Below are 23,871 nucleotides of genomic sequence, written 5' to 3'. Positions count from 1 at the left end.
ACTAAAAAATAAATCGCTCCCACCAACGTTTTAGGATAGGTGAGTTAAAAAGATATACGCCTTGAGTTGTATTAAAGTGTATGTATCCATCATACATCAGATTCTCAATAATTTTTCTATAATCGGCTTCCTGTTTATACTTCACTGCCAATTCCAAAGTGTCTTTCTTATTTAACGTGTGTTTCTCCGCAAGATCTTTTAACAACATATCTGCATATTTAAATGCGTCATCTTTAAAATGTGTTCTCAAACGAGAGTAATAGTGATCAAAATGATTTTTATGTTTTAAACTTAATAATTCTTCAATAGCTTTTTCTACAATTTTACCGGTTACTTCACTATGCTTATTAGTAGCCTGGATAATTTCCTGCACAATCAACTGTATATGAAAAGGGATATACCATTGTAGCACCTCTTTCAGGGCTACTTTCGCACTGTTATCGATGGTACGGTTATTATCGGTCAATAACGTATTAAACAGGTCCATAGCCTCCGTTTCCGATAATGGCTCCACCTCTATAGACGCCAGGTCATTAATAGTGGCAGTAGCGCCAATGGAAGATACCGTCTGGTTAAGACCAATAGAGCCTGTATATATAAATCTTACTTTTTTTGAAATGATAGGGTCAATTCTTAATTCGCGTTTCCTTTGCAGAAAATTCAACGCAGCTTCACTGTCTTTCTTTCTTATATTTTCAATGGTCTGGGGGAATTCATCTATTAGTAAAACCAGCTCAATCTCCTCTACCATAGCATATCCGGTCAGGAAATTCTGAAATTCATCATAATAATCACGTACCGTCTCTTCGTGATTAAATTCCAATGCAGTGTTAAAAAGCTTAATACTTTTAATTTTCTGAAAAAAACGGTTACCAGCATCTGCCAGGCCGGATTTCAGTTTAACAGAACGGGAAATTTTGGGATCATTTACAATACTCTCTAAAATCTTCTTATAAAAATAGGATGCTTCTGCAACACTCTCTGTATCTACATATACGTAATGCCTTTCAGCTATGCTATTGTCTAATAAATATCATAATATGGATGTCTTTCCAATCCTGCGGGGAGCAGTGATCTGTATATTATTTCCGTTGGATAAAGACTGGATCACCTTCTCTATTTCACGGGTACGCTGATAAAAATTTTCGCCCCGTGCCGGAAGTCCAATTACGTTTTTCATGACAATAGAATTTTTGTCAAAGTAAATGACAAAAATTCTATTGTCAAAATTTTTGACAAAATTTTTATTGTCAAAAATATAATCAATTGATTACGATAATCTTACAGCATACATCGTATCCGCTCCTTTATTATACCCCGCAATCACTCCACCTTCCTGCCTGCGCAAAGCACTGTTCTCTTCAATATATTTAACCACCTCCTCATTCTCCTGCTTAAATACGGAACAGGTAATATAAATCAACACTCCACCCTTCTTAACAAAAGGAATAACGTTATGGGCTATACGCTTTTGTAATTGCTGATACTTACTGATTTCTTCTTTCTTAAAGAAAGCCAGGCTTTCAGGCGTGCGGCCCCACGTACCGGAACCACTACAGGGCGCATCCAGGATAATACCGTCAAACTGTTGCTGCCCCATGGTAGCCGGGAAGTTTTCTGCGGTAAGATCCATCACACGTGCGTCATAATTCTTTACGCCTGCAGCAGTAAAACGTTGCTGCAGATTTTCCAGAATAGATCTTCTCACATCACTTACCAACAACTGTACACCCGGTTGCTGATCTTTCAACAAAATTGACTTACCACCACTCGCGGCGCAACAATCCCACCAGCGCTCATTCTTGGCAGGTGAAAACAATTCCCCGGTTTGCTGACTGGAAGCATCCTGTACTTCATACCAGCTCTTTTCCGTAACAATTGTTTCTATTTTAGTACCATTAGGCAACGCTACGGTTGTTTTATTGGCAAACACTTCATAGGCAACGGCAGCTTTCTCCAATAGCTGCAACACCTTATCCAGCTTGCCATTACGCACACGAATGAACAAACGTGGCTGCTTCAGAAAAGTATAGGCGTAAGCGTTAGTATCTATCTCTTCAGACAAATCCGGCAGGAAAGGAAAAATAGTTGCAGGCGTTAATGCAGCTGGTATCAAAGGCATCTTATCTGCCAGTGATAATGCTATCTGCTCATTCCAGGCAGGCCTGACAGCAGCGAGAAAATCATTCGGCGATGTTTCGCAAAGGAAGGTACCCGCTACTATACGCTCGCTCACAGCAATATCCTTCCCCCAGTGTCCTAACCGGAAATAATGATACACCAGCTGTGAAATCCAGCGCCGGTCACGACTTCCCATATAAGGATGTTCCTTAAAAAAAGCTTTCAAGAAATGATGTAAAGGCAGGCTGCCATGATAGGCGCCGATAATTTTTTCTGCAGATGCTAAATAATTCTCCCAACGGCTCATATATGCGAAGATAAGTGCTAATGTTGATGCTACCTCATAGCAATCAACATCGATCAGCAATAAAAAATCCCGGCAGGATATACACCAGCCGGGATTTTTATCTTTATAAAAGAAGATTATAATTTCAGTAATGCCTTCAGCGGATCTTTACCGAACAATAACTGCTCAGGATTTTCCAGCATTTCTTTCACTCTTACCAGGAAGCTTACTGACTCACGACCATCAATGATACGGTGATCGTAGCTCAGCGCCAGGTACATCATCGGACGGATTACTACCTGTCCGTTTACCGCCATCGGACGATCCTGTATTTTGTGCATACCCAGGATAGCTGACTGCGGAATGTTTATGATAGGAGTGCTCATCAATGAACCAAATACGCCACCATTGGTAATGGTGAAAGTACCACCGGTCATTTCAGGCATCGTCAATTTGTTATCGCGTGCTTTGGTAGCCAGTTCTACAACTGTCTTTTCAATACCCGCCATATCCAGACTTTCCGCATTACGGATTACCGGAACAACCAGTCCTTTTGGAGCAGATACTGCAATGGAAATATCGCAGTAATCGTGATATACCAGTTCTTCTCCGTCGATGTAAGCATTTACGGAAGGGAATTCTTTTAATGCAAAGCAGCAGGCTTTGGTGAAGAAGCTCATAAAGCCCAGGTTCACCTCGTGTTGCTTCTTAAATACTTCTTTGTATTTGGCGCGCAAAGCCATGATTTCGGTCATGTCTACCTCGTTAAAGGTGGTGAGCATGGCCGTTGTATTTTTAGCTTCTACCAGGCGGCGGGAAACTGTTTTACGCAGGTTGCTCATCTTTTCACGACGTTCCTGACGGGTAAACATTTCCTGACCTATTGCTACACCCGGATTATCCAGCGCAGCATACACATCATCTTTCATGATCTTGCCGTGTGCACCGGAACCCTTGATACTGGATGGATCTACGTGTTTGTCAGCAATTACTGCGGCAGCTACCGGCGATGCTTTTACATCATTCGGAATGCTGGTTACAGGTGCCTGTTGCGGCTGTGGAGCTCCTTTAGCAGGTTGCGCTGCAGGGGCGGCAGCCGGAGTTGCTTTACCAGCGGGCCTTGCGGCACTGGTATCTATCTTACAGGCTACATCGCCTATCTTTAAAGTATCGCCTTCTTTTCCTACAGTGATCAGCACACCGGCTTCTTCTGCATTCAGTTCAAAGGTGGCTTTTTCTGATTCCAGTTCACATACCACTTCGTCACGCTCTACATAATCACCATCTTTCTTTAGCCACTTTACCAGCGTTACTTCGCTGATAGATTCTCCTACTGTAGGCACTTTCATTTCAATCGTCCCTTTATTAACAGCTGGTGCAGCGGGTGCCGCTGTCGGTGCTGCTTCAGCAACAGGTGCTGCAGCTGTTACAGGTGCGGAAGCTGATGCTGCCGGTGCTGCTGCATCTGTATCAATAGTACAGGCCACATCACCAATTTTCAGGGTAGCACCTTCCTGCGCTGCTGGCGCAATCTTCAGGATACCTGCCTTTTCTGCATTCAGTTCGAAGGTCGCTTTCTCAGATTCCATCTCACACAACACTTCGTCCTGCTGCACATAATCTCCGTCTTTTTTCAACCACTTTGCAATTGTTACCTCGCTAATAGATTCTCCTACCGTAGGGACTTTGATTTCGATAACCATATTTAATCAGTTGATGGTGATACCAGCTTTTGGCTTTTAGCTTTTAGCTTTTAGTAGCAAAAATAATTATTCACAACTAATAGCTAAAAGCTAAATACTAAATGCTGATTATTCTGTTTATAGTTTGCAATTTTTTCTAGATATTAAAAGCCGTATCAATGATCTGCTGCTGCTCACGGGCATGTACTTTAGAGTACCCTGTAGCAGTAGAAGCGCTGGGATTACGACTGATAACACCATAATTGATCTGCTTCAGGTTCATTTGCAGGAACGCAGCAGCACCCATGTTCAGCGGCTCTTCCTGTACCCAGAAGAAGGTAGCACCTTTGTACTTCTGAGAGATCGCTTCCAGCTGTTTCACCGGCAACGGATACAATTGTTCTAAACGAACAATCGCTACATCCTTACGATCATCTTTTCCTTGTTTATCGCTCAGATCAAAATACATTTTACCGGTACACAGCAATACTTTCTTCACTACTGCTGCATCATCAATAAACGGATCATCCAGCACTTCTTTAAATCCACCCTGGGTAAACTCTTCCATAGCAGAATAAGCACCAACATGGCGCAGATTGGCTTTCGGAGAGAAGTTGATCAGCGGTTTGCGGAACTGCCAGGTCAATTGACGACGCAAGGCATGGAAGAAGTTAGCAGCTGTGGTTATATTGGTGATCACTACATTCTCTTCCGCACATTGTTGCAGGAAGCGTTCAGGACGGGCATTGGAGTGATCCGGTCCGCCACCTTCATAACCGTGTGGCAATAACATTACCAGGCCATTCTGTGTAGTCCATTTCTGTTCTGCACTGGTGATGTACTGGTCAATCACTGTTTGCGCACCGTTTACAAAGTCGCCATACTGTGCTTCCCACAATACCAGGCTATTAGGGTTAGCCATGGCGTAACCATATTCAAAACCTAATACACCGTATTCACTCAGTAAAGAGTTATAAATTCTGAATTTACCTTGTTTGTCCTGGAAATGACTGAGACGGTTGTAAGTCTCATTGGTGTTTTCATCAAACAGCACTGCATGACGGTGAGAGAAAGTACCACGCTTCACATCTTCCCCGCTCATTCTCACGTCTTTTCCTTCAATCAGGAGACTGGCATAAGCCAGCAGTTCGCCGGTAGCCCAATCCACTTTTCCTTCTTCCTGGTACAGTTTGATCTTATCCTGCAGCAGTTTGCTCACTTTACGCAATGGCACAAAATTCTCCGGCCATTTCATCAAACCATCAAACAAACGCTTAAAGTCATCTTCTTTAATAGCAGTTACCGGAGAAGATTCAAAGTCCTGAGGAGCTGATTTGCGGAGGGCTTGCCACCACTCTTCAGGTTTCTGGTTAGCATAAGGCAACGGATGTTGTTTAACTTCATCCAGGCGGGCCTGTAATTCGTCCCAGAATCCTTTCTCCATTTCTTTCGCCAAGGCCTGTGCATCGGATTCACCGTTATTCAGCAGGAATTGGGTATATACTTCACGCGGATTAGCATGTTTTTCAATCAGTGCATACAGGCTGGGTTGCGTAAACTTAGGCTCATCACCTTCGTTGTGGCCGTGTTTACGGTAGCAAACCATATCAATGAATACATCTTCATTGAACTCCTGGCGATAACGGGTGGCCAGTTCTGATACTTTCACTACTGCCTCTGCATCATCACCATTCACATGGAATACAGGTGCCTGTACAATAGAAGCCACACTGGTACAGTAGTCTGATGAACGGGCATCATCAAAATCAGTGGTAAAACCGATCTGGTTGTTGATAACAAAATGAATGGTACCACCTACGTAGTAACCTTTCAGTTTGCTCATCTGCTCTACTTCATACACAATGCCCTGGCCGGCTACGGCAGCATCACCATGAATGAGGATAGGCAATATTTTATCATAATCGCTATCGTAGATAACATCTGCTTTACTGCGTGCAAAGCCTACTACAATCGGATCAACCACTTCCAGGTGGGAAGGGTTAGGCATCAGTTGCAGGTTTACCGCTTTACCAGCCTGTGTGGTTACCTGTGAACGGAAACCCAGGTGGTATTTCACGTCGCCGCTACCCATGGTCATATCCGGCACTGCCAGTCCTTCAAATTCATTGAAGATCTGTTCGTACGTTTTACCCAGGATATTAGCCAATACGCTCAAACGGCCACGGTGAGCCATACCAATCACAGATTCCTGAACACCATATTCGGCAGCCACATTAATCATAGCATCCAGCGCAGGAATAGTGGATTCACCACCTTCCAGGCCAAAACGTTTCTGACCAATATATTTTGTGTGGAGGAATTTTTCGAAGATAACGCCCTGGTTCAGCTTCTGCAGGATACGACGGCGTTGTTCCAGCGACAGTGGCTGTACCATAGCAGCCTCAAATTCCTTTTCCAGCCATTTTGCTTTGTCGCGGTCGTTGATATAAGTGTATTGTATACCTACAGAGGCAGCATAGATCCGCTGCAGATAGGCTACAATTTTTTCCAGTGTTGTTTTGCCGACACCGATAGTGCTGCCTGCAAAAAATTCTGTTTTTAAGTCAGCATCTCCCAATCCGAAGCTGGCAAGGTCCAGGTTGGCCTTTCTGTCTTTTCTTTCACGGATGGGGTTGGTTTTAGCAATCAGGTGGCCTTTTTTGCGATACGCCTGAATCAAACGGTATACACCAAGTTCTTTTGCCAACTGGTCGTCGCTCACTGGCAGTGATGTGCTGCCTCCTGCGGCGGGCGCTGCGGTAACCGCTTTGCCGTTAGCATTGGATACTGCAAAATCAAATCCTTCAAAAAATTTAGCCCAATCTGGGTCTACGGAGTTGGGATCTTTGCGGAAATCCTGATATAACGATTCAATGTAAGCAGGATGTGAGTTGGTGACGAATGAGAAGTCCTTCATTTACAACGAGTTTTGCTGATCTTCAGTTCAAATACTTTTCTGTTGGTCCCGATATATTAATATATGGGATTGCAAATATCGCTCGTTTTTTGATACAGCGGTTGGAAAAAATGAGAAAAAATCAACTGATTATCTGTGATGAAAGGTGCTTATATTTGCAGGACGGCTGAAAACTTACATTTAGTTTGTTTTGTAAAAGGATAATAGTTACCTTTGCCGTCCGAAACTTGAAATTTGAAAAATGGCAAACCATAAAGCAACGAAAAAAGACGTACGTCAAAACAGAAAGCGTAATGAGCGTAACCGTTACTACGGTAAAACTACCCGTAATGCCATCCGTGACCTGAAAGCGGTGACTGAGAAAGCGACAGCGGAGAAAGATTTTTCTGAAGTATCCTCTATGCTTGACAAACTGGCTAAACGTAACGTTATCCACAAAAACAAAGCAGCAAATCTGAAAAGCAAGCTGGCTAAGAAAGTAGCAACTCTCGCAGCTTAATTTGTTTTCAGTAACAATATTTACAGCTCTTCCTTAAACAGGAAGGGCTTTTTGTTTTGCTTATCGATAATCACCTTATGAGAAAATTATTCCTGGCCTTCGCCGCCCTGTTTACGCTATCTGCGCAAGCACAGGACCTGATCACCCGGTATGAGAAAACGAACGGCAACGAAACGGCTACCTACCCGGAAGTGATCCAATACTACCAGCAACTCGCCAAACGTTTCCCTCAAATCAGGATGCAGACAATAGGCACGACCGATGCCGGATTCCCCCTTCACCTCATTATTTATTCCCCACAGCGGGATTTCGACTTTAATAGTCTGCGTAAAAAGAACAAACGTATTATCTTAATCAATAATGGCATCCATCCCGGAGAACCTGATGGTATTGATGCCAGCATGATGCTGCTCCGCGACCTCGCCACAGGTAAAATCAGCATTCCCGACAACGTGGTACTGGCCGTTATTCCGGTGTACAACATCGGCGGCATGCTGAACCGCTCACCTTGGTACAGGGTAGACCAGAACGGTCCGGACGCCTTCGGTTCCCGTGGCAACGCACAAAACCTGGACCTCAACCGTGATTTCATTAAAGCTGATTCCAAAAATGCGCGTGCCTTCCAGCAAATTTATCAGCTCACAGATCCGGACGTTTTTGTGGATAACCACGTCAGCAATGGAGCAGATTATCAACATATCATAACGCTGATCACTACCCAACATAATAAGCTGGGTGGCCCCATGGGCACATTTATGAACAAAACATTTGAACCGGGGCTTTACACCCTCATGAAAGCAAAAGGGTATGACCTGGTACCTTACGTCAATCATTTTGGCGAAACACCAGACAGCGGCTGGGTAGAATTTTCCGATGGCCCCCGCTACTCTACCGGCTACACTACGCTATTCCATACCTTTGGTTTTGTACCGGAAACACATATGCTAAAACCTTACCCACAACGTGTAAAAGCTACCTATGCGCTGATGCAATGTTTTATTCAGTTTACCAGTGCCCATAGTGAAGAGATCAAACAATTACGCGAACAGGCAAAACAAACTGCCACTACACAAAAAACTTTTCCGCTGTCCTGGCAGTTTGATATGAATAAATATACGTTGATCACTTTCAAAGGATTTGCCTCCGGACATAAGCCCAGCAATATTTCCGGCCTGCCTCGCCTTTACTATGATCGCACTAAACCTTATGAGCGCCAGGTAAAATTTTATAACCAGGCAGCCGAAGGAGATTTTGTGGAGAAACCTACTGCGTATATTATTCCGCAAGGCTGGTGGACCGTTATTGATCTGCTGAAAAATAATAAAGTGCATATGCAGCCACTGCAAAAGGATACTACTATCTATGTAGAAGTGTATCACATTGCAGATTTTCAGAGCTATACCAAACCATTCGAAAAGCACTATCTCCATACCGATATCAAAGTAACCAGCAGCAAGGATTCTGTCAAATTCCGCCGTGGTGATTATTACATCCCGATGAATCAAACAGCCAATCGTTTTCTCATAGAAACACTGGAACCTACCGGCAGCGATTCTTTCTTTGCCTGGAACTTTTTTGATGCTATCCTCGGACAAAAAGAAGGATACTCCTCTTATGTTTTTGAAGATACCGGTGCCGAATATTTAAAAGCACATCCGGAGCTGCAAAATTTATTAGACAAGAAGAAAGCAACGGATACGGCGTTTGCAAATAGTGCCGGTGCACAACTCAATTTTGTATTTAAAAATTCGCCTTACGCAGAGCCGGAGTATATGCGGTATCCGGTGTATAGAGTGAGATAATAAATTTGATAATACTAATTCGCTGTAAGAGCGGAGATATAAGCTTGGCTTATATCTCCGCTCTTTTTTATTTAGATTATTTCTAATTGTGCAGTCGCTGACTGCACAATTAGAAGCACCACGAATGAGAATGAACAGATCACAAGGCGAATGAATAAAATGAATAAATCTGCATTGCTTGTAACCTTTAAATTAGCGTCAAATTATACGTTTGTTAACCAATCGGATCTCATCATCAACCATAAAATATTTATTTGACAACTAATTCTTGCATAAATAACAATTGCAAGACGGCAATAACCAGTAAGCAATCAATTTTATCAATGCAGGAAGATAATTATACGGAGTTTAAAAGTAGCTTTTCAGATGCTGTTATTGAAACATTGACAGCTTTTGCGAATACTAAAGGAGGAAGGGTTTTGATTGGGATAGATGATATGGGCAAACCGATCAACGGTTTTACTTTAGGCCTGGAAACATTACAAAAGTGGGTGAACGAAGTCAAAAACAAAACGCAACCCAGTATTATACCCGATGCAGGGGTGGTGAAGGTTGAAGGCAATACGGTGGGAGAGCTTTCCGTCAAAGAATTTCCGGTAAGACCGGTTGCTTTCAGAGGGCGGTATTTCAGGCGGATAAAAAACTCGAATCACCAGCTAAATCCTACTGAAATTAGCGATCTCCATCTGCAATCGTTACAGCTTTCCTGGGATTCATATCCTTATCGGGATGCGCAGTTTGAAGATTTAAATGAAGAAAAGATAAGTCTCTTCATAAAAAAAGTTAATGATGGCGGTCGTTTCCTATTACCGGAAGACGCTTACAAGGCTATGTTATTACTAAAATTGATTAGAAAAGATACAGTAACAAATGCCGCCATGATACTATTTTCAAAAACCAATTTGTTTTATAATGTTCATGTGGGCAGATTCAAAACCCTTTCGAAGATTATAGATGAACGAATGATTAATGGGAGTCTTTTCGACGTAGTAGATGAAACTGCCCGGTTCATCAATAGCCACTTAAAAGTAGCTTTCGAGATCACCGGAATCACTACGCAGCGGATCGAGATCGTTGAATACCCCGTCGCAGCTTTAAGGGAGTTGATTTTAAATAGTCTGATCCATAGGGACTATACCAGTCCATCAGACCTGCAGATTAAAATTTTTGACCAGAAAATTTCCTTTTTTAATCCGGGTAAATTATATGGGAACATAAGCATTGCTGATCTTAAAGAAAATAATTACACCTCAGAATTGCGAAACAAACTACTTGCGGAAGCTTTTTATCTTACTAAGGATATTGAGAAATATGGCACCGGTTTTTTTAGGATCCGGGAAGAGATTAAAAGCTATCCTACCATGGAATTCCACTACCAGGAACAAGGCAATGGCTTTATCACTGAACTCGCTTATACACAGCAAAAAATCAGCATAGCTGTTTTCAATGGCACTATAAACGAGGGATTAAACGAGGGATTAAATGAGGGATTAAATGAGGGATTAAAATCTTTATTAGCAGCGGTAATTAAAAAGCCTGGTGTACAGGCTAAAGACTTACCAGCTTTATTAAAAAACAGATCCTTAAAAACTATAGAACGCCAAATAAGGGAATTAGTGCTACAACAACTTATAGAGCGGCGAGGAAGCCGAAAAACAGGTGGCTACTGGACGATTATTAGATGATAAAGTAAAATTACCATATGAAAATCCCGGGATTGTACTCTGCAAGCAAAAGAGTTTTTGCCGGATATAGATACCTTGTCGAAGATATTATAGGCAATTAAATAATTGATAATACAATTCATCAGACACTGTCTGATGAATTCACATAATTAGATAATAAAATACGAGAACTAAACCCTTTCCAGCAATATCATCACATGCTGCTCACCATAAAAATGATTGTAAAACAGGATGGAATTAATGTGTTCAGGTAATTGATTAAACATGGAAAACCACTGCTGTGGCACCTGTTGTGCTTTTAAGATATGTGCACTCAACCACAATCCAAAAGCACCTGCGGTATCATATTCACCGCAAAGATGTTTGAATGGCAATTGTGGTGTATCAGGAAAACAATTATCCAATTCCTGGTAATAATGTTCAAAATTGCTGTCACCATTACGACCGGTAACAATCAGATCTGCATGAGTCGTGAAATTTTTCAGGGTAGCAGTAAGCTTGCCTGGTACTGGTTTATACAGCATCTTAAACCCTGAAATAGCTGCATAGCTTTGCTGTGTAGGCGTTCCTGCCAGCGTAAAGAATACAGCACCCTCTCCTGCAATAGTGCCGGGAGACAAATGCTTGTATAACTCACGGCTATCAGTAGATTCCGACTTCCAGTAACCGATGCGGCTTTTAATATAAAAATGCTCCGCTGTAATCTCTTCAAAAGCACCTGTAAGTGTATGTGGTTCGCCCTCCTGGATCAGCATCATACTATCCAGCAAAGCGTTTTCAAAGGAAAAACCGCGATGTACAAAGGTGTTGTTATAAGCAGTACATTTCTGTTGCAGCGCTATCAGCCCATTCACAGAATTGTAGGTAGACTGAATGAACGGTGTTGGATTCAGCGCCGTTTCTTTATAATCCTCTATCTCTTTAATAAATCTTTCGGTATCCTGTAAACTACCTTTACCGGTACCCGTAATAATAGGGCCGGGTGTAGCCACACCGCTCTCCTGTAAACATTTGAGTGCGGTTGTCAACCCCATCTTCAGCACGCGCGTCATACGGCGCAAGCTATTGCCCGGAACAAAAGGTTTGTAATCGGGTTCTATACAGGCCAGCAGGTTACTATCTGTATGTACCAGCGGTGCAGAAAAAATATCCCCCTCAAAAGTTGGCTGCGGGGAAATGGCCGCCATTCCTTGTATGTAACACTTACCCTTCATACTTGCTGATCACCAGGGATGCATTATTGCCCCCAAAGCCAAATGAATTTGAAATAACGTTGTTTACCGGATACCCTTCTATCAGCTCCGTTACCGGTGTGATGTTCAACTCTTCCATTTTTTCAGAGAAATTGAGATTAGGGAATATTAACCCGTTTTGTATTGCCAGTACAGAAAAAATAGCTTCTATAGCACCTGCCGCCGCTAATGTATGTCCCGTAAAAGGCTTGGTAGAACTGAATAAGGGAACTTTACCCCCAAATAACCGTTCCAGTGCCTTACCCTCAGATACATCATTATTCAACGTTGCAGTACCATGTACATTGATGTAGGTTACCTCTTCCAGTGTTCTACCACTCATTGCCAGTGCTGCTTTCATCGCTTCGTAAGCCCCGTCACCTTCCGGTGAGGGAGAAGTAGGATGAAAAGCTTCATTGGTATTACAGTAACCGGTCAATTCTGCCAGTATGCGGCTGTTATTAGCCTTCACAAACGATTCACCTTCCAGCACCAGGTAGGCCGCGCCTTCACCCAGATTAAGACCGGTACGTTGCTGATCAAACGGGCGACAAAACTGTTTATCCACATTCTTCAGCGAATTAAATCCATTCAGGGTAAAACGGGTGAGCGCTTCTGTACCTCCGCATACCATACGCGGCAACATCCCCTGTTTAATCATCCGTGCTCCAAACATCAAAGCATTTGCCGATGAAGAACAGGCAGTACTGATAGTGGCAATATGCTCACTGAATCCTACGGCGTCGGCTATACGTTGTGTACAATCCGCACAATCCAGTGTATCTATGTATTGTAAAAATAAACCTGTTTTTTCAGGATTGATAATATCGAAATATAATTTCTCCGTATCACACATCCCACCAACAGTGCTGGCATTGATAAAACCTGTGGGGGCAGATTGCACATCTGTAATGCCCGCATGCAGCAATGCTTCCCGCATAGCTACCAGTCCCAGTAAGGTAGTACGGGTAAACCCTTCCCTTACGGGTATACCGGCCATTTCAAACAGCGATTCACTACTACGCTTAACTTCTGCTACCGGCAACACATTTTTGTAAATGGTGTCAATGTAACTGGAGTATCCCAGGCCACTGCGCTGTAACCGCAGGTTTTGCAAATTTCCGGCTACATCATCACCAATAGCGGTGACCATACCTATCCCTGTTATAAACACTCTTTCCGCCATGTAGCCAGTTTACTTATGCTGGTTGTTTTGATTGTATAAATTCTGCCATTGACTGAACAGACTGCAAAATCTTACGGCCTTCACGCGGATCTTCTACCTTAATGTGATATTGTCTTTCCAGCAATACCATCAGTTCCAGTGAGTCAATACTATCGAGTCCCAACCCTTCTCCAAATAATGGCGCATTGTCATCAATGTCTGCTGGTTTAGTATCCTGCAGGTTCAGTGCCTCGATAATTTGTTCTTTCAGTTTCTTTTTTAATTCTTCCATAATGTTGTAGGTTTATCACCTGTTGCTCACAACAGGCGACTGCCCTTGTGGGGAGTAAAAATACAGTTTTACTATTGTTTTGAAAACATTTATCAGTTCATTCTTCTTTTTTCCACCCACCCTGCTATAGCCAGCATGGCCAGCCCGGTGAGAATCAATCGTAATACGTTCTTCCACACATAGTCAATATCACCATTGCGCAAATAAATATCGTTAATAGCATCCAATCCCCAGCTGAGCGGCGACAAATGTCCCAACACCTGCATCTTTGCCGGCATTACCTCTAATGGTATCCATATGCCACCAATGGCAGATAGAATGACAATAGAGATGGCACCAAAGTTTAACGCCTGATTAGGTGTCTTAAACAGGGTACCAATGAGTATGCCATAAGCGGTGGCTGCCAGTCCGATTCCTGAAGCTACTAAAATAGTGGCACCATGATGATGCCCCATTACCAGTTGCGGTAAATCGAGTAGCGGCATCAGGTAAATGCCTACCAGCATCATGAGATAAAACTGCAGTACACATATCCCTACAAAAAATAACATCTTGCCGGCCAGTATTGCCAGGTATGATCCTGGTATCAACTTCATCCGCAACAAACTGCCATCTTCCCTTTCACGGATCATATTCCCGGCGATAGGAATTACGATAAAAAACATAGCAAAGATGCTCCATGCAGGAACATTATGCTGCACAGAGTTGGATATTACATCGATCTCCTTGCTGCTGCCCGTACTATGCTCCTGTAATCCTACAGCCTGTAAACGGATAGGTAAAGTATCTGTACCGGCCTCCGGTACATCTTTATTGTGCAATTGTCCACGAATACGGTCCAGTAACATCTCGGTTTCCACCTGCGTAAGGAAATTATCCAATGCCTGATGAATGGCTCCTTTGAAGGCTTTCTTAGCAGCCGGATCAAAGTAGATGATTACATTCAGCGAATCGCCTCCTTTTTTTACAGGCAAGGAAACAGTCATGCCCATACGATGCGAAATATCATTCACAATGCGGTTGGCATTGCTCACAATGGCTGCTGTAGCACCCGCCGGAACAATGATGCTGATCTTGTACTTGCCTTCGTTCACCAATTCCTTCGCATGCTCCGCTGTTATAGGCTTTCCATCCAGTGAGTCAATGATGTTAAATTGCCCGCCTGCTTCCAATCCTTCTTTCACATGCCGCCCCAGACGACCATGATCATTATCTACAGTTAATATATCAAATTTGATCTCCTGGTAATCCTTAAACGGGGCATCCTGGATCAATGCCATTACTGTAATTAACACCAAAGGCATCACAAACAGGAGTATCAGTCCCATTTTATCACGTAATAGCAGCTGCCATTCTTTTCTTATTGTTGCCAGTAATCTTAGCATAGCTTTTAGCTGTTAGCCCTTAGCTTTTAGTGTTTCATAAATCGGTTCCCGATAGCCGGGCCTAACGCTAATCTCTGAGCGCATAACCGGTAAAGTGTAAAAAAACATCTTCCAGGTTCTGACATGCCGGGTGTTGTTCTATAAGCTTAAGTGGATTACCCTGTACAATCATTTTCCCTTCATCCATAATCACCACATCCTCACATAATGATTGTGCCTCTTCCAGCAGATGCGAAGTATACAGGATACTGGCGCCCCGGCTGTTATAATCGCGCAGAAATTGCAGGATCATGCCACGCGATTGTACATCCACACCTGCGGTAGGTTCATCCAGTATTAATAATTGGGGGTCATGTAATATGGCTGCAATGATATTGGCACGCCGTTTCATGCCACCTGAATATTTATGGATCTCTTTATGCGCACTCTTCTCTAAACCAAATATTTCCAGGTAATGCATAATTTTTTGTTGCAATGCCTTTCCTTTGAATCCATAGAGATTGCCAAAGTAAGTAAGATTTTCTACGGCAGATAATTGCGGATACAGCGCTATCTGTTGAGGTACAATGCCAATAATATGTTTGATAGCCTCCCGGTGTGCAGCCTCCTGCTTCAACCCGTGAATGACCACCTCTCCGCTATCTCCCCGTACCAGTCCGCATAAAATAGAAATTGTTGTTGTTTTACCTGCACCATTGGGGCCCAGCAACCCGGCGATCTTTCCTTCGGGGAATTGAAACGAAAGCCCCTTTAATGTAGGCTCATCGCTTCCCTTGTAGGTTTTAAATAATTCTGTAACAGATATGCCGGACATAATAGCCATTGTTAATTATTCTACACAAAAAATTCTACACAACACGTCATCTGCAATTTTTACACTCACCACTTTACCTGTGACAGCTTACGGAAAAATGCATCTTCTGAAGCTGCACATTGCAACAGCATTTCACTGAGTTCTTTGTATGATATATTGTCTGCTGACCTGCTTTTGCACACACGGCCCGCCGCAAATGCAAAATTACGCCACAGGTCACCGATCTTGGTCAGCTCTCCTGCCAGTTTACTGAGCTCTTCTTTTTTTAATAATACTGCTGCTTCCTGTAGGAATGCGGCATATAAGAAACGGAATCCTGCACCGCCGGTGCCGATTTCCTCCTGCATACGGATAATGTTTCCCAGGTACAGCGTGGCTTTGCGGTCGCCCGGGTTTTCAGCGTAATTACGTACTCTCTTCGCGAGATAGCGTATCCCACTTACACCGAACATAGGCAAAGGTACTTTCAGCATAAAATGACATGCCTGCTGTATACCTTCTTTAATAGGTCGCTCAAAGGAAGCAGATTGCGGCACATGTACCGGATAATACATCTTTCCTTTGGGTGAAGGGAATCCTTTGGCAAAGCGGGCCTGCGCCAGGCTCTCCGGATCAATTTCCGTTACAGTGTCCATCACCGGGTCACTCACCAGGTATTGTCCGTCTTTCTTACCATACACTACCAGGTTATGGGCATTAAAGTGGAAACGATAGGAAGGAGGAAAATAAGGCAGGTAATAAACGCTGGATTGTAATCCTACAGGAATGCCTGCTTCAATTACTTTATCCAGTGCCAGCATACCTTTTTCCGGAGTTGAGAATTTCTCAGATTCCATTTTAACCCCCAAACGCTTACATACCCGCTGAAAAATAGCACCCGGCCATATCCGGTAAGTAGTACCTGGCACGCCATTCACCTTTACAAAAGGCAGGTGTCCGAAAAATATGCCCGCACCGATACCAAAAGCCATTGGTTCACTGATCTGTAAACCATAATGCCCCAGCAGGTTTGAGATTACGCCACTTTCACAGTGTGCAGTTTGCGTATGATGGAATTGAGAATTGCTCATAATATGTTTAGTCACTTCATGAAAACAGAGGAATACCTGTCAAACAGACAAGTTATTCCTCTGTTTATTAAAGAAGATGTATGATCATTTTAAATCAGCCACACTGATTTTGAAGGCATCTGCATAACGTTGCAGCATTCCGGGGCTGAGTCGTTTAAAAACACCTGGTTTCATATGTCGCTTTATCTGCCACTGGAATTTGCCTACATAACTCGCCAGCAATGGCAGGTCCATCAGGTTCTTTTCCATGTAATAGGCCACGGGACTTATTTCACCGGCATCTACACTTGCACGGGCTGCTTTCACTTTTTCATTCACTTCTTCCCAGGCTTGCCCAAGTGCAATGTTTTCCGGCTCCCAGCCTGCACTTTGCACCTGCACGTAATTGCCGGAGTTATCCACCGCATACATAATCTGCTTGAATGTACCTTCATGCAGGTTATCGTCATCCTGCGGTACTTCCTCTTTTTTCATGATGGCAGTTTTTAGAAGTTACAGCTCTACACTACAGTAATGTGTGCATAAGCATAAGAAAAACGTGCACTCTCCGGAACCATTAATACTACTTTCTGTCCTTTCTTAAAGCGGCCGCTGTTCATCAGCTCTTCCAGCATCAGGTAAGGTGAAGCAGTACCTACATTACCAACGTTAGCCAGGTTGGTGAACCACCTTTCCAATGGAATAGGAACACCTAAACGGGTAATTTCCTCATCGATCTTCAATCTGAAAAACTCAGATGACAGATGCGGCAGGAAAAAATCTATTTCATCAAGATTAATGTTGTGGCGCTCTACCAGCTCTTTCCACATTTGTGCTCCGGAAGGAACAATATTTTTACCCAGTAAGCGGGTATCTTGTTTAAAGGAGAAAACGCTGTGCTGTGCCCATTCTTCCGGCGTCATATCAATCCAGCCGGTGGTGGTACCATCAGGTTTTTTGATAGCCCCTGCATACATACAGGTTTCCAGGTCATTGGCGTAAGACAATATTTCTACCCAGTCTACACGCAGCGATAAACCTTCTGCATTGGGTTTATCCTGGAACAATGCTGCACTGGCGCCATCAGACAACATCCAGCGAAGGAAATCCTTTTCAAAAGCGATGATCGGATTTTCATCCAGGCTCTTCAGATTTTCTGCTTCAGGCTGAAATTTTTGCGCCAGCATCCAGGCAGAAAATTTTTCTGAACCGGTACTCACAGCGTTGGTGGTATTCCCGCAACGAATAGACATCCACGCATATTTGAAAGCCTGCATACCTGCTGCACACGCACCTGTAGCTGCAATCAGCTCTACGGGCTGGCATTTCAGAATGCCATGTACCATAGCGGCATGATTAGGCAGTAACTGATCAGGAGAAGTGGTGCCACAAGCCAGTAATTGTAATTTGTTGATTGGAAAATTCTCATCAAACAATTCTTTCACTGCTGTTGCAGTCATCTCTGCATTGGAGTGGGTGGATCTTCCTTCCTTGTCCAAAGAGTAGTAACGGGTTTTGATTTTGTTGTTACCAAGTATCTTTAAACGCGCGCGGGAAGCCTTTCCATCAACCATTCCGAGGATGCTCTCCATTTCATCATTTTCTACAGGCTCGTTGGGTAAAAATTTAGATAGCCTGGTAATATAAACTTCCTTCATTTGAATATTATTCGTCTTTATTAGGCCACATGTAAAACCTGGTCATAACTGCCGTGTATTACCAGCCAGCCCACGGTGATAAACATATTTAAATTTATATGTGTTGTATACGGACGTAAATTATATAATTCTATTGGAATTAAAATTATCACGCCACCGGACAGCCGGCACTTAATTATCCGGCAAAGCTAATTACTCTTTTCCGTAATAATTAATGTCAGCGCAAGGTAATACCCTTATAGTATTCAACTTCACGCTGCAGCTGATTCTTTTTCAGTCTTAATTTTATAAGAGAAGAGATGAGGGAGATAGGTGTTAACACAAAAATCCCTACCAATAGCAGGCCCCTGTACATGCTAACCCGTCCCTGACGGGAAGCTGCACCTGGTCCGCCTTTAGCGCTGATAAACTTTGCCCAGAAACGGAAAGCCTTAATACCATTACCTTCCAGCACTACCAGGTTGGGGATTAATTCCACGGCGTCTAATGAAAGCAGTTGTGGATGCAAATGATCCCATTGCTTATTAGTCAGTGCATTTTCTATTGGTCCGGCAAAACGATTGGAAGTGATGATCTCATTTTCCTGTACGCCCGCAGGTGGTAAGAAACGGGTAGCTTCTTTTTTCCCTTTGAATGCCCAGCGAAGAATAGTGATGACCGATATCAGGTTGGGGGATTTATCCACCAGCACGATATTACCTACCAGCCTGGCACCTGCCTGCTGTAAATAACCCTTTACCTTTTCCTGCGCATTGAGCCACATATTACGACTGCCCAACAGCGTTACCACCGGCTTATCCTTCAATAAACGCGCGGCCGCTTCGCTTTGCAGAAAAGCAGCGGTGGGTTGAGAGGGAGATAAAAACCAGGGCTGATACGCCAGGAGCACCAAGTCGAAATGCGCATTCACATCCACTTTCAGGGGTTGAATACCACGCGGAGTGCTCTGCACTGTTTCCGGCATGGTATCATAAAACTCCTGCTTTCCCCATGGGAAAGGGAATGGTGTTACAGGCACCAATTGCTCAAACGTTATGTCTGCCTTGCCTTCCAGCGGAGCCAGCACATGATCAATAATCCTTTTCAGTTGCCCGGTCTGGGTATAATATACCACCAGGATCTTCGGTCTTTCGTTCATAAAAGGAATAGGAGTTCAACAATTCAAACCGTAAACATACAAAAAAAGGAGAATCATTTATGTGATTTAATGATAATTTGACGCGATAAGTTGAGAGAGGTAGGGGGAAAATCTTGATGTGGCAGGACTTGTGCCCCAGCCAGGTACAGCATCAGCCTATATAATTTGCGAATGCAGTACCTGGACTCAAGGACTTGTAGTGTTTTTTTAAACCATTCCTATAAACAGATAAATGGTGCTTTATGTGATAAATGAAATGTTAAAAATTTGTAAATATTCACATTATTTTTTCTGTACAGAGCCAGAGCCCATTACAGATGAGGAAATCTGGGGAGTGCCTTTATATTTTACATCACCAGAACCCATAATCTTTGCATCCAGTTTCACACTGGCATGAACATCTGCATCTCCGCTACCAGCAATAGAAACAGTTACATTTTCGGCCAGCAGGTCCTCTGCTTCAAAATTACCGCTACCTGCAATTGAAAGATTCACGTCTTTGGTTTCACCCTTGAGCTCCATATTTCCGGAACCTGCAATATCTGCTTTCACATGAGGAGCATTGATTTCTCCTTTTATATTACCAGAGCCGGATAACCTTAACTTCAGGTCGTCTTTAGCATTAAACTTATCTGTCAGCTTTACATCGCCGGAGCCGGATAAACTAATGTCATCCACATCAGGCGTGGTTAAATACACGATAATATCTTTATGGGTACTGATAGAGGTATTCCGCTTCTGGCGTACAATCAGTCTGCCATCTTCCTCTAAAATTTCAATCAGTGGCGTAATATTATCCTCGGCCTCAATAACAGCCGCTTTAGCAGGGCCTTGCGACAGATACACATCCATACTGCCTTCTACTTTTAATCTGTGAAAAGCAGGAACCTGTCTATCTTCTTTAATTACGTGGCCATTACCATTAACCCGGTTCTGACTTATTACGTTGCAGGAATCTAATAAAAAAAAGGCTAAAAAGGCCATCATGGCCTGGCACAGGAGTGATTTTGATTGTATCATGGGCTTAAATTATATAAGAAAGGTACAACTAGATTTCCTAATTTCTAATTTCAAAATCCGAAATTGACAGAAGGACTTTATCTTTGCACCACCATGACAGAAAAGATACTTATTCTCGATTTCGGATCCCAGTATACACAGCTGATTGCACGCAGCATCCGGGAACTGAATGTTTATTGCGAAATTAAACCTTGTCTTCAGCCCATTGCCTGGGACGAAACTATCAAAGGTGTTATATTATCAGGCAGTCCATTTTCCATAAATGAGGAAAATGCACCTAACATTGATATTGCTGCCATTGCCGCAAAAGTACCAGTACTGGGTATTTGCTACGGCGCACAAATGATGGCTAAAAATTTTGGTGGAGAAGTGGCTAAAAGCAACATCCGTGAATACGGTCGTGCTTTTATGGAACACAATGATAAAGAGGAAAAATTATTATACGATATCGCATCCAAGAGCCAGGTGTGGATGAGCCATTCCGATACCATTAAACGTATCCCGGATAATTTTGAGATCATCGCTACTACGGAAAATATTCCGGTAGCTGCTTTCAAAAGTACCACCGCTGCGGCTAATCCAATATTTGGTTTGCAATTCCACCCGGAAGTAACACACTCCCTGGAAGGCAAACAAATTCTGCGCAACTTCCTCGTACACATCTGCGCATGCACACAAGACTGGACTCCAGCCGCTTTTGTACAGGAAACAGTAGCAAAAATTAAAGCACAGGTAGGCGATAAAAGAGTGGTAATGGCACTGAGCGGCGGGGTTGACTCCACCGTAGCAGCGGAATTGATCCACAAAGCAATCGGCAAAAACCTCTTCTGCATATTTGTAGATAACGGCCTGTTGCGGAAAGATGAGTACACCACTGTACTGGAATCTTACAAACATATGGGCCTGAATGTAAAAGGCGTAAATGCACAAGATCTTTTTTACGGACAGCTGGCAGGTGTTTCCGATCCTGAACAAAAACGTAAGGTCATTGGTCGCCTGTTTATTGAAGTCTTTCAACAGGAATCTACCCAACTCACCGATATTTCTTTCCTTGGACAGGGTACTATTTACCCGGATGTAATTGAATCCGTTTCTGTAAATGGTCCTTCTGTTACGATCAAATCACACCACAACGTAGGCGGGTTACCAGAAAAGATGAATATGCAGCTGGTGGAGCCACTGCGCTTCCTCTTTAAAGATGAAGTACGCCGCGTAGGCCGTGAAATAGGCATCAGTGAAGTATTCCTGGGCCGTCATCCGTTCCCGGGTCCTGGTCTGGCTATCCGCATCCTCGGAGCTATTACCCCTGAAAAGGTAAACATGCTGCAGGAAGCTGATGCAGTATACGTAGAAGGACTGAAAGAAGCCGGCTTATACGACAAAGTATGGCAGGCAGGCACCATCCTTTTGCCGGTACAAAGTGTAGGCGTAATGGGCGATGAACGCACTTACGAATTCACAGTAGCCTTACGTGCAGTAACTTCTGTAGATGGTATGACCGCCGACTGGGCTCATCTCCCTTATGAGTTCCTGGCAAAAATGTCTAACGACATCATTAACAAGGTAAAAGGCATTAATCGGGTAGTATACGATATCAGTTCCAAACCACCTGCTACTATTGAGTGGGAATAAATAACCGGGGAGTTTCACGCAAAGGGATAAAGGGGCAAAGGCACAAAGAAATTTGTTTAAGTTATAAAATATGCTCTTTGCGCCTTTGCCCCTTTGCGTGAAACTCCCCGGAATGATTTTTGTAAATTAGCGCAAGTTATGAGCCACTTAGTTTCTATAAAACACCTGTTAGCCGTATTAGCATTCTCTGTTTTGATCAGCGCCTGTTCATCATCCAGAAAATCTGTCAGCCGCATTGATGGGCCTCCGCCAGCTTTAAGCAAACCTACACCGGCAAAAAAACCGGAAGACAAAAAAGAAGCCGCAAAAGCTCCTTTTAATGTACCTGCATTTGGAAAAGAAGTAAAAAAAGCGACTTACAACATTGCCTTCTTTGCTCCACTGTACCTGGATTCTGTGTTTGCCACTTCTAATGATATTCCAGGCCGTACCATGCCAAAGTACGTATTACCAGGCCTCGAATTTTATGAAGGCGCACAACTGGCACTGGACACCTTACAACAACAGGGCTATAACCTGAAAGTAACGGTATACGACAGCAAAGGCAAACAAAGCATAGCCTCTCTGATCCGTAATAAATCACTGGAAGAAACAGATCTGATCCTGGGTGCGGTAAATAACCCCGAACTGAAAGAACTCAGCGACTTTGCCAAAAACAAAGAAATAAATTTTGTATCTGCCACATTCCCTAATGATGGTGGTATCAACGATAATCCATTTCTGTATATCACCAACAGCACCCTTAAAACACATTGTGAAGCATTGCAGAATTATGCACAAAATGCCTTCACTACCAAAAATATTGTGCTCTTCCGCAGAAACACTGCCTTCGAATCCAGATTGGCAGCAGATTTCAAAGCATCGTACGATAAAATGGATAACAACAAAAAAGTAAAGATCAGAGAAGTAATATGGAATGAAGCTACCACACCGGAAGATATTTCCAAATACCTGCTCACCGATCGTACAAACGTTATCATTGTTACTGCATTGGATGAAGCTGGTGCCAAAAGCCTGCTGCGTAAGCTAAGCGTTTCAGCTACTACTTACCCGTTGCAGATTTTTGGTATGCCTACCTGGGATGTATTTAAGCTGAAAGATCCGGAGTTCAAAGGATTGCAGGTGTACTACTCCTCTCCTTACTTCAATGACAAAACAGATGCCTACAGCAGATATGTAAATGATTATTTCCGCAAAACATACAAAGCACGCCCGTCTGATATGGCTTTCAAAGGCTTTGACCTGACGTACTACTTCGTAAAACTGCTACATAACAATGGCGTTTATTTTAACGGTATGGTAAGTGAATCACCCAAAGTGATCACCAACTATAATTTCCAACCGGTATACCTCAAAGAAGGAGATAATACCCCTTCCTACTTTGAAAATAAAAACATCTTCATCATCCAGAAAGGTGATAGCACAGATATAAAAATGAACAGATAATTTTAGTCTCCCGATATAATTGAAACGTGCCATGGCTAATGCTATGGC

At 43.1% G+C, this 23,871-nt stretch carries 20 protein-coding genes; 5 read left to right on the top strand and 15 right to left on the bottom strand.

The window, feature by feature from the left end:
- Position 1: 1 nt before the first annotated feature.
- The 5 genes from CLV51_RS07825 to CLV51_RS07810 all read right to left on the bottom strand — a co-directional run bounded on the left by CLV51_RS07825 (position 2) and on the right by CLV51_RS07810 (position 7,006).
- Positions 2-823, bottom strand: coding sequence for a hypothetical protein (locus tag CLV51_RS07825; RefSeq protein WP_106527405.1), 822 nt, complete (start codon positions 821-823; stop codon positions 2-4).
- Positions 824-1,033: 210 nt separating this feature from the next.
- Entirely contained in the window at positions 1,034-1,180 is a 147-nt protein-coding gene (locus CLV51_RS29045) for a hypothetical protein (RefSeq protein ID WP_158266952.1), read from the bottom strand.
- A 90-nt stretch (positions 1,181-1,270) separates the two neighbouring features.
- Positions 1,271-2,428, bottom strand: coding sequence for an RsmB/NOP family class I SAM-dependent RNA methyltransferase (locus CLV51_RS07820; RefSeq protein WP_146151246.1), 1,158 nt, complete (start codon positions 2,426-2,428; stop codon positions 1,271-1,273).
- A 116-nt stretch (positions 2,429-2,544) separates the two neighbouring features.
- Complete coding sequence (gene odhB, locus CLV51_RS07815; protein WP_106527403.1) at positions 2,545-4,110, bottom strand: 2-oxoglutarate dehydrogenase complex dihydrolipoyllysine-residue succinyltransferase; 1,566 nt, start codon at positions 4,108-4,110, stop codon at positions 2,545-2,547.
- A 136-nt stretch (positions 4,111-4,246) separates the two neighbouring features.
- Complete coding sequence (locus CLV51_RS07810) at positions 4,247-7,006, bottom strand: 2-oxoglutarate dehydrogenase E1 component (RefSeq protein WP_106527402.1); 2,760 nt, start codon at positions 7,004-7,006, stop codon at positions 4,247-4,249.
- A gap of 241 nt (positions 7,007-7,247) precedes the next feature.
- Between CLV51_RS07810 and rpsT the strand changes: the two genes are divergently transcribed.
- The 3 genes from rpsT to CLV51_RS07795 all read left to right on the top strand — a co-directional run bounded on the left by rpsT (position 7,248) and on the right by CLV51_RS07795 (position 10,992).
- The gene (gene rpsT / locus CLV51_RS07805; protein WP_106527401.1) at positions 7,248-7,505 is read left to right on the top strand and encodes a 30S ribosomal protein S20; all 258 of its coding nucleotides are present in this window, start codon (positions 7,248-7,250) and stop codon (positions 7,503-7,505) included.
- Between the two features lie 77 nt (positions 7,506-7,582).
- Positions 7,583-9,307, top strand: a complete 1,725-nt coding sequence (locus tag CLV51_RS07800) for a M14 family metallopeptidase (RefSeq protein ID WP_106527400.1) — start codon at positions 7,583-7,585, stop codon at positions 9,305-9,307.
- Between the two features lie 323 nt (positions 9,308-9,630).
- Entirely contained in the window at positions 9,631-10,992 is a 1,362-nt protein-coding gene (locus CLV51_RS07795; RefSeq protein WP_106527399.1) for an RNA-binding domain-containing protein, read from the top strand.
- A gap of 170 nt (positions 10,993-11,162) precedes the next feature.
- On the opposite strand, the gene CLV51_RS07790 is transcribed toward CLV51_RS07795, so the two are convergent.
- The 10 genes from CLV51_RS07790 to CLV51_RS07745 all read right to left on the bottom strand — a co-directional run bounded on the left by CLV51_RS07790 (position 11,163) and on the right by CLV51_RS07745 (position 20,745).
- Positions 11,163-12,179 carry a beta-ketoacyl synthase chain length factor gene (locus tag CLV51_RS07790; protein WP_158266951.1) on the bottom strand — a complete coding sequence of 339 codons (1,017 nt, stop codon included), beginning with the start codon at positions 12,177-12,179 and terminating at the stop codon, positions 11,163-11,165.
- A gap of 16 nt (positions 12,180-12,195) precedes the next feature.
- Complete coding sequence (locus CLV51_RS07785) at positions 12,196-13,410, bottom strand: beta-ketoacyl-[acyl-carrier-protein] synthase family protein (protein WP_106527397.1); 1,215 nt, start codon at positions 13,408-13,410, stop codon at positions 12,196-12,198.
- A 13-nt stretch (positions 13,411-13,423) separates the two neighbouring features.
- Positions 13,424-13,681 carry a phosphopantetheine-binding protein gene (locus CLV51_RS07780; protein ID WP_106527396.1) on the bottom strand — a complete coding sequence of 86 codons (258 nt, stop codon included), beginning with the start codon at positions 13,679-13,681 and terminating at the stop codon, positions 13,424-13,426.
- Positions 13,682-13,773: 92 nt separating this feature from the next.
- Positions 13,774-15,066 (bottom strand): ABC transporter permease, encoded by a 1,293-nt coding sequence (locus tag CLV51_RS07775; RefSeq protein ID WP_106527395.1) that lies wholly within the window; start codon positions 15,064-15,066, stop codon positions 13,774-13,776.
- A 67-nt stretch (positions 15,067-15,133) separates the two neighbouring features.
- On the bottom strand, positions 15,134-15,880 hold the full coding sequence (locus tag CLV51_RS07770; protein ID WP_170115324.1) for an ABC transporter ATP-binding protein: 747 nt from the start codon (positions 15,878-15,880) through the stop codon (positions 15,134-15,136).
- Positions 15,881-15,945: 65 nt separating this feature from the next.
- A complete protein-coding gene (gene darH, locus CLV51_RS07765; protein WP_106527394.1) occupies positions 15,946-16,950 on the bottom strand; it encodes a BtrH-related acyltransferase DarH in 1,005 nt (334 codons plus the stop codon).
- An 84-nt stretch (positions 16,951-17,034) separates the two neighbouring features.
- Positions 17,035-17,424, bottom strand: a complete 390-nt coding sequence (DarG, locus tag CLV51_RS07760; protein ID WP_106527393.1) for a flexirubin biosynthesis protein DarG — start codon at positions 17,422-17,424, stop codon at positions 17,035-17,037.
- A gap of 26 nt (positions 17,425-17,450) precedes the next feature.
- Complete coding sequence (gene darB / locus CLV51_RS07755) at positions 17,451-18,587, bottom strand: dialkylresorcinol biosynthesis protein DarB (RefSeq protein WP_106527392.1); 1,137 nt, start codon at positions 18,585-18,587, stop codon at positions 17,451-17,453.
- A gap of 217 nt (positions 18,588-18,804) precedes the next feature.
- Positions 18,805-19,725, bottom strand: a complete 921-nt coding sequence (locus CLV51_RS07750) for a hypothetical protein (RefSeq protein ID WP_106527391.1) — start codon at positions 19,723-19,725, stop codon at positions 18,805-18,807.
- Between the two features lie 282 nt (positions 19,726-20,007).
- Positions 20,008-20,745 (bottom strand): head GIN domain-containing protein, encoded by a 738-nt coding sequence (locus CLV51_RS07745; RefSeq protein ID WP_106527390.1) that lies wholly within the window; start codon positions 20,743-20,745, stop codon positions 20,008-20,010.
- 63 nt (positions 20,746-20,808) lie between these two features.
- Between CLV51_RS07745 and guaA the strand changes: the two genes are divergently transcribed.
- Together guaA and CLV51_RS07735 are read left to right on the top strand one after the other, a co-directional pair.
- Positions 20,809-22,377 carry a glutamine-hydrolyzing GMP synthase gene (guaA, locus tag CLV51_RS07740; RefSeq protein ID WP_281261516.1) on the top strand — a complete coding sequence of 523 codons (1,569 nt, stop codon included), beginning with the start codon at positions 20,809-20,811 and terminating at the stop codon, positions 22,375-22,377.
- A gap of 138 nt (positions 22,378-22,515) precedes the next feature.
- Positions 22,516-23,823: an ABC transporter substrate-binding protein gene (locus tag CLV51_RS07735; RefSeq protein WP_106527388.1), complete on the top strand. Its 1,308-nt coding sequence runs from the start codon at positions 22,516-22,518 to the stop codon at positions 23,821-23,823.
- Positions 23,824-23,871 lie beyond the last annotated feature (48 nt).

This window comes from Chitinophaga niastensis (assembly GCF_003014755.1).
GTDB classification, from domain to species: Bacteria; Bacteroidota; Bacteroidia; order Chitinophagales; family Chitinophagaceae; genus Chitinophaga; species Chitinophaga niastensis.
This window is presented reverse-complemented; position numbering and strand designations above follow the sequence as displayed.

Coding starts and splice junctions, on each gene's coding strand:
- rpsT (WP_106527401.1), top strand. CDS start 7,248: ATGGCAAACCATAAAGCAACGAAAAAAGACGTACGTCAAAACAGAAAG.
- CLV51_RS07780 (WP_106527396.1), bottom strand. CDS start 13,681: ATGGAAGAATTAAAAAAGAAACTGAAAGAACAAATTATCGAGGCACTG.
- CLV51_RS07775 (WP_106527395.1), bottom strand. CDS start 15,066: ATGCTAAGATTACTGGCAACAATAAGAAAAGAATGGCAGCTGCTATTA.
- odhB (WP_106527403.1), bottom strand. CDS start 4,110: ATGGTTATCGAAATCAAAGTCCCTACGGTAGGAGAATCTATTAGCGAG.
- darB (WP_106527392.1), bottom strand. CDS start 18,587: ATGAAGGAAGTTTATATTACCAGGCTATCTAAATTTTTACCCAACGAG.
- CLV51_RS07745 (WP_106527390.1), bottom strand. CDS start 20,745: ATGATACAATCAAAATCACTCCTGTGCCAGGCCATGATGGCCTTTTTA.
- CLV51_RS07795 (WP_106527399.1), top strand. CDS start 9,631: ATGCAGGAAGATAATTATACGGAGTTTAAAAGTAGCTTTTCAGATGCT.
- DarG (WP_106527393.1), bottom strand. CDS start 17,424: ATGAAAAAAGAGGAAGTACCGCAGGATGACGATAACCTGCATGAAGGT.
- CLV51_RS07750 (WP_106527391.1), bottom strand. CDS start 19,725: ATGAACGAAAGACCGAAGATCCTGGTGGTATATTATACCCAGACCGGG.
- CLV51_RS07810 (WP_106527402.1), bottom strand. CDS start 7,006: ATGAAGGACTTCTCATTCGTCACCAACTCACATCCTGCTTACATTGAA.
- CLV51_RS07790 (WP_158266951.1), bottom strand. CDS start 12,179: ATGGCGGCCATTTCCCCGCAGCCAACTTTTGAGGGGGATATTTTTTCT.
- CLV51_RS07735 (WP_106527388.1), top strand. CDS start 22,516: ATGAGCCACTTAGTTTCTATAAAACACCTGTTAGCCGTATTAGCATTC.
- CLV51_RS07800 (WP_106527400.1), top strand. CDS start 7,583: ATGAGAAAATTATTCCTGGCCTTCGCCGCCCTGTTTACGCTATCTGCG.
- CLV51_RS07785 (WP_106527397.1), bottom strand. CDS start 13,410: ATGGCGGAAAGAGTGTTTATAACAGGGATAGGTATGGTCACCGCTATT.
- CLV51_RS07770 (WP_170115324.1), bottom strand. CDS start 15,880: ATGTCCGGCATATCTGTTACAGAATTATTTAAAACCTACAAGGGAAGC.
- CLV51_RS07820 (WP_146151246.1), bottom strand. CDS start 2,428: ATGAGCCGTTGGGAGAATTATTTAGCATCTGCAGAAAAAATTATCGGC.
- darH (WP_106527394.1), bottom strand. CDS start 16,950: ATGAGCAATTCTCAATTCCATCATACGCAAACTGCACACTGTGAAAGT.
- CLV51_RS29045 (WP_158266952.1), bottom strand. CDS start 1,180: ATGAAAAACGTAATTGGACTTCCGGCACGGGGCGAAAATTTTTATCAG.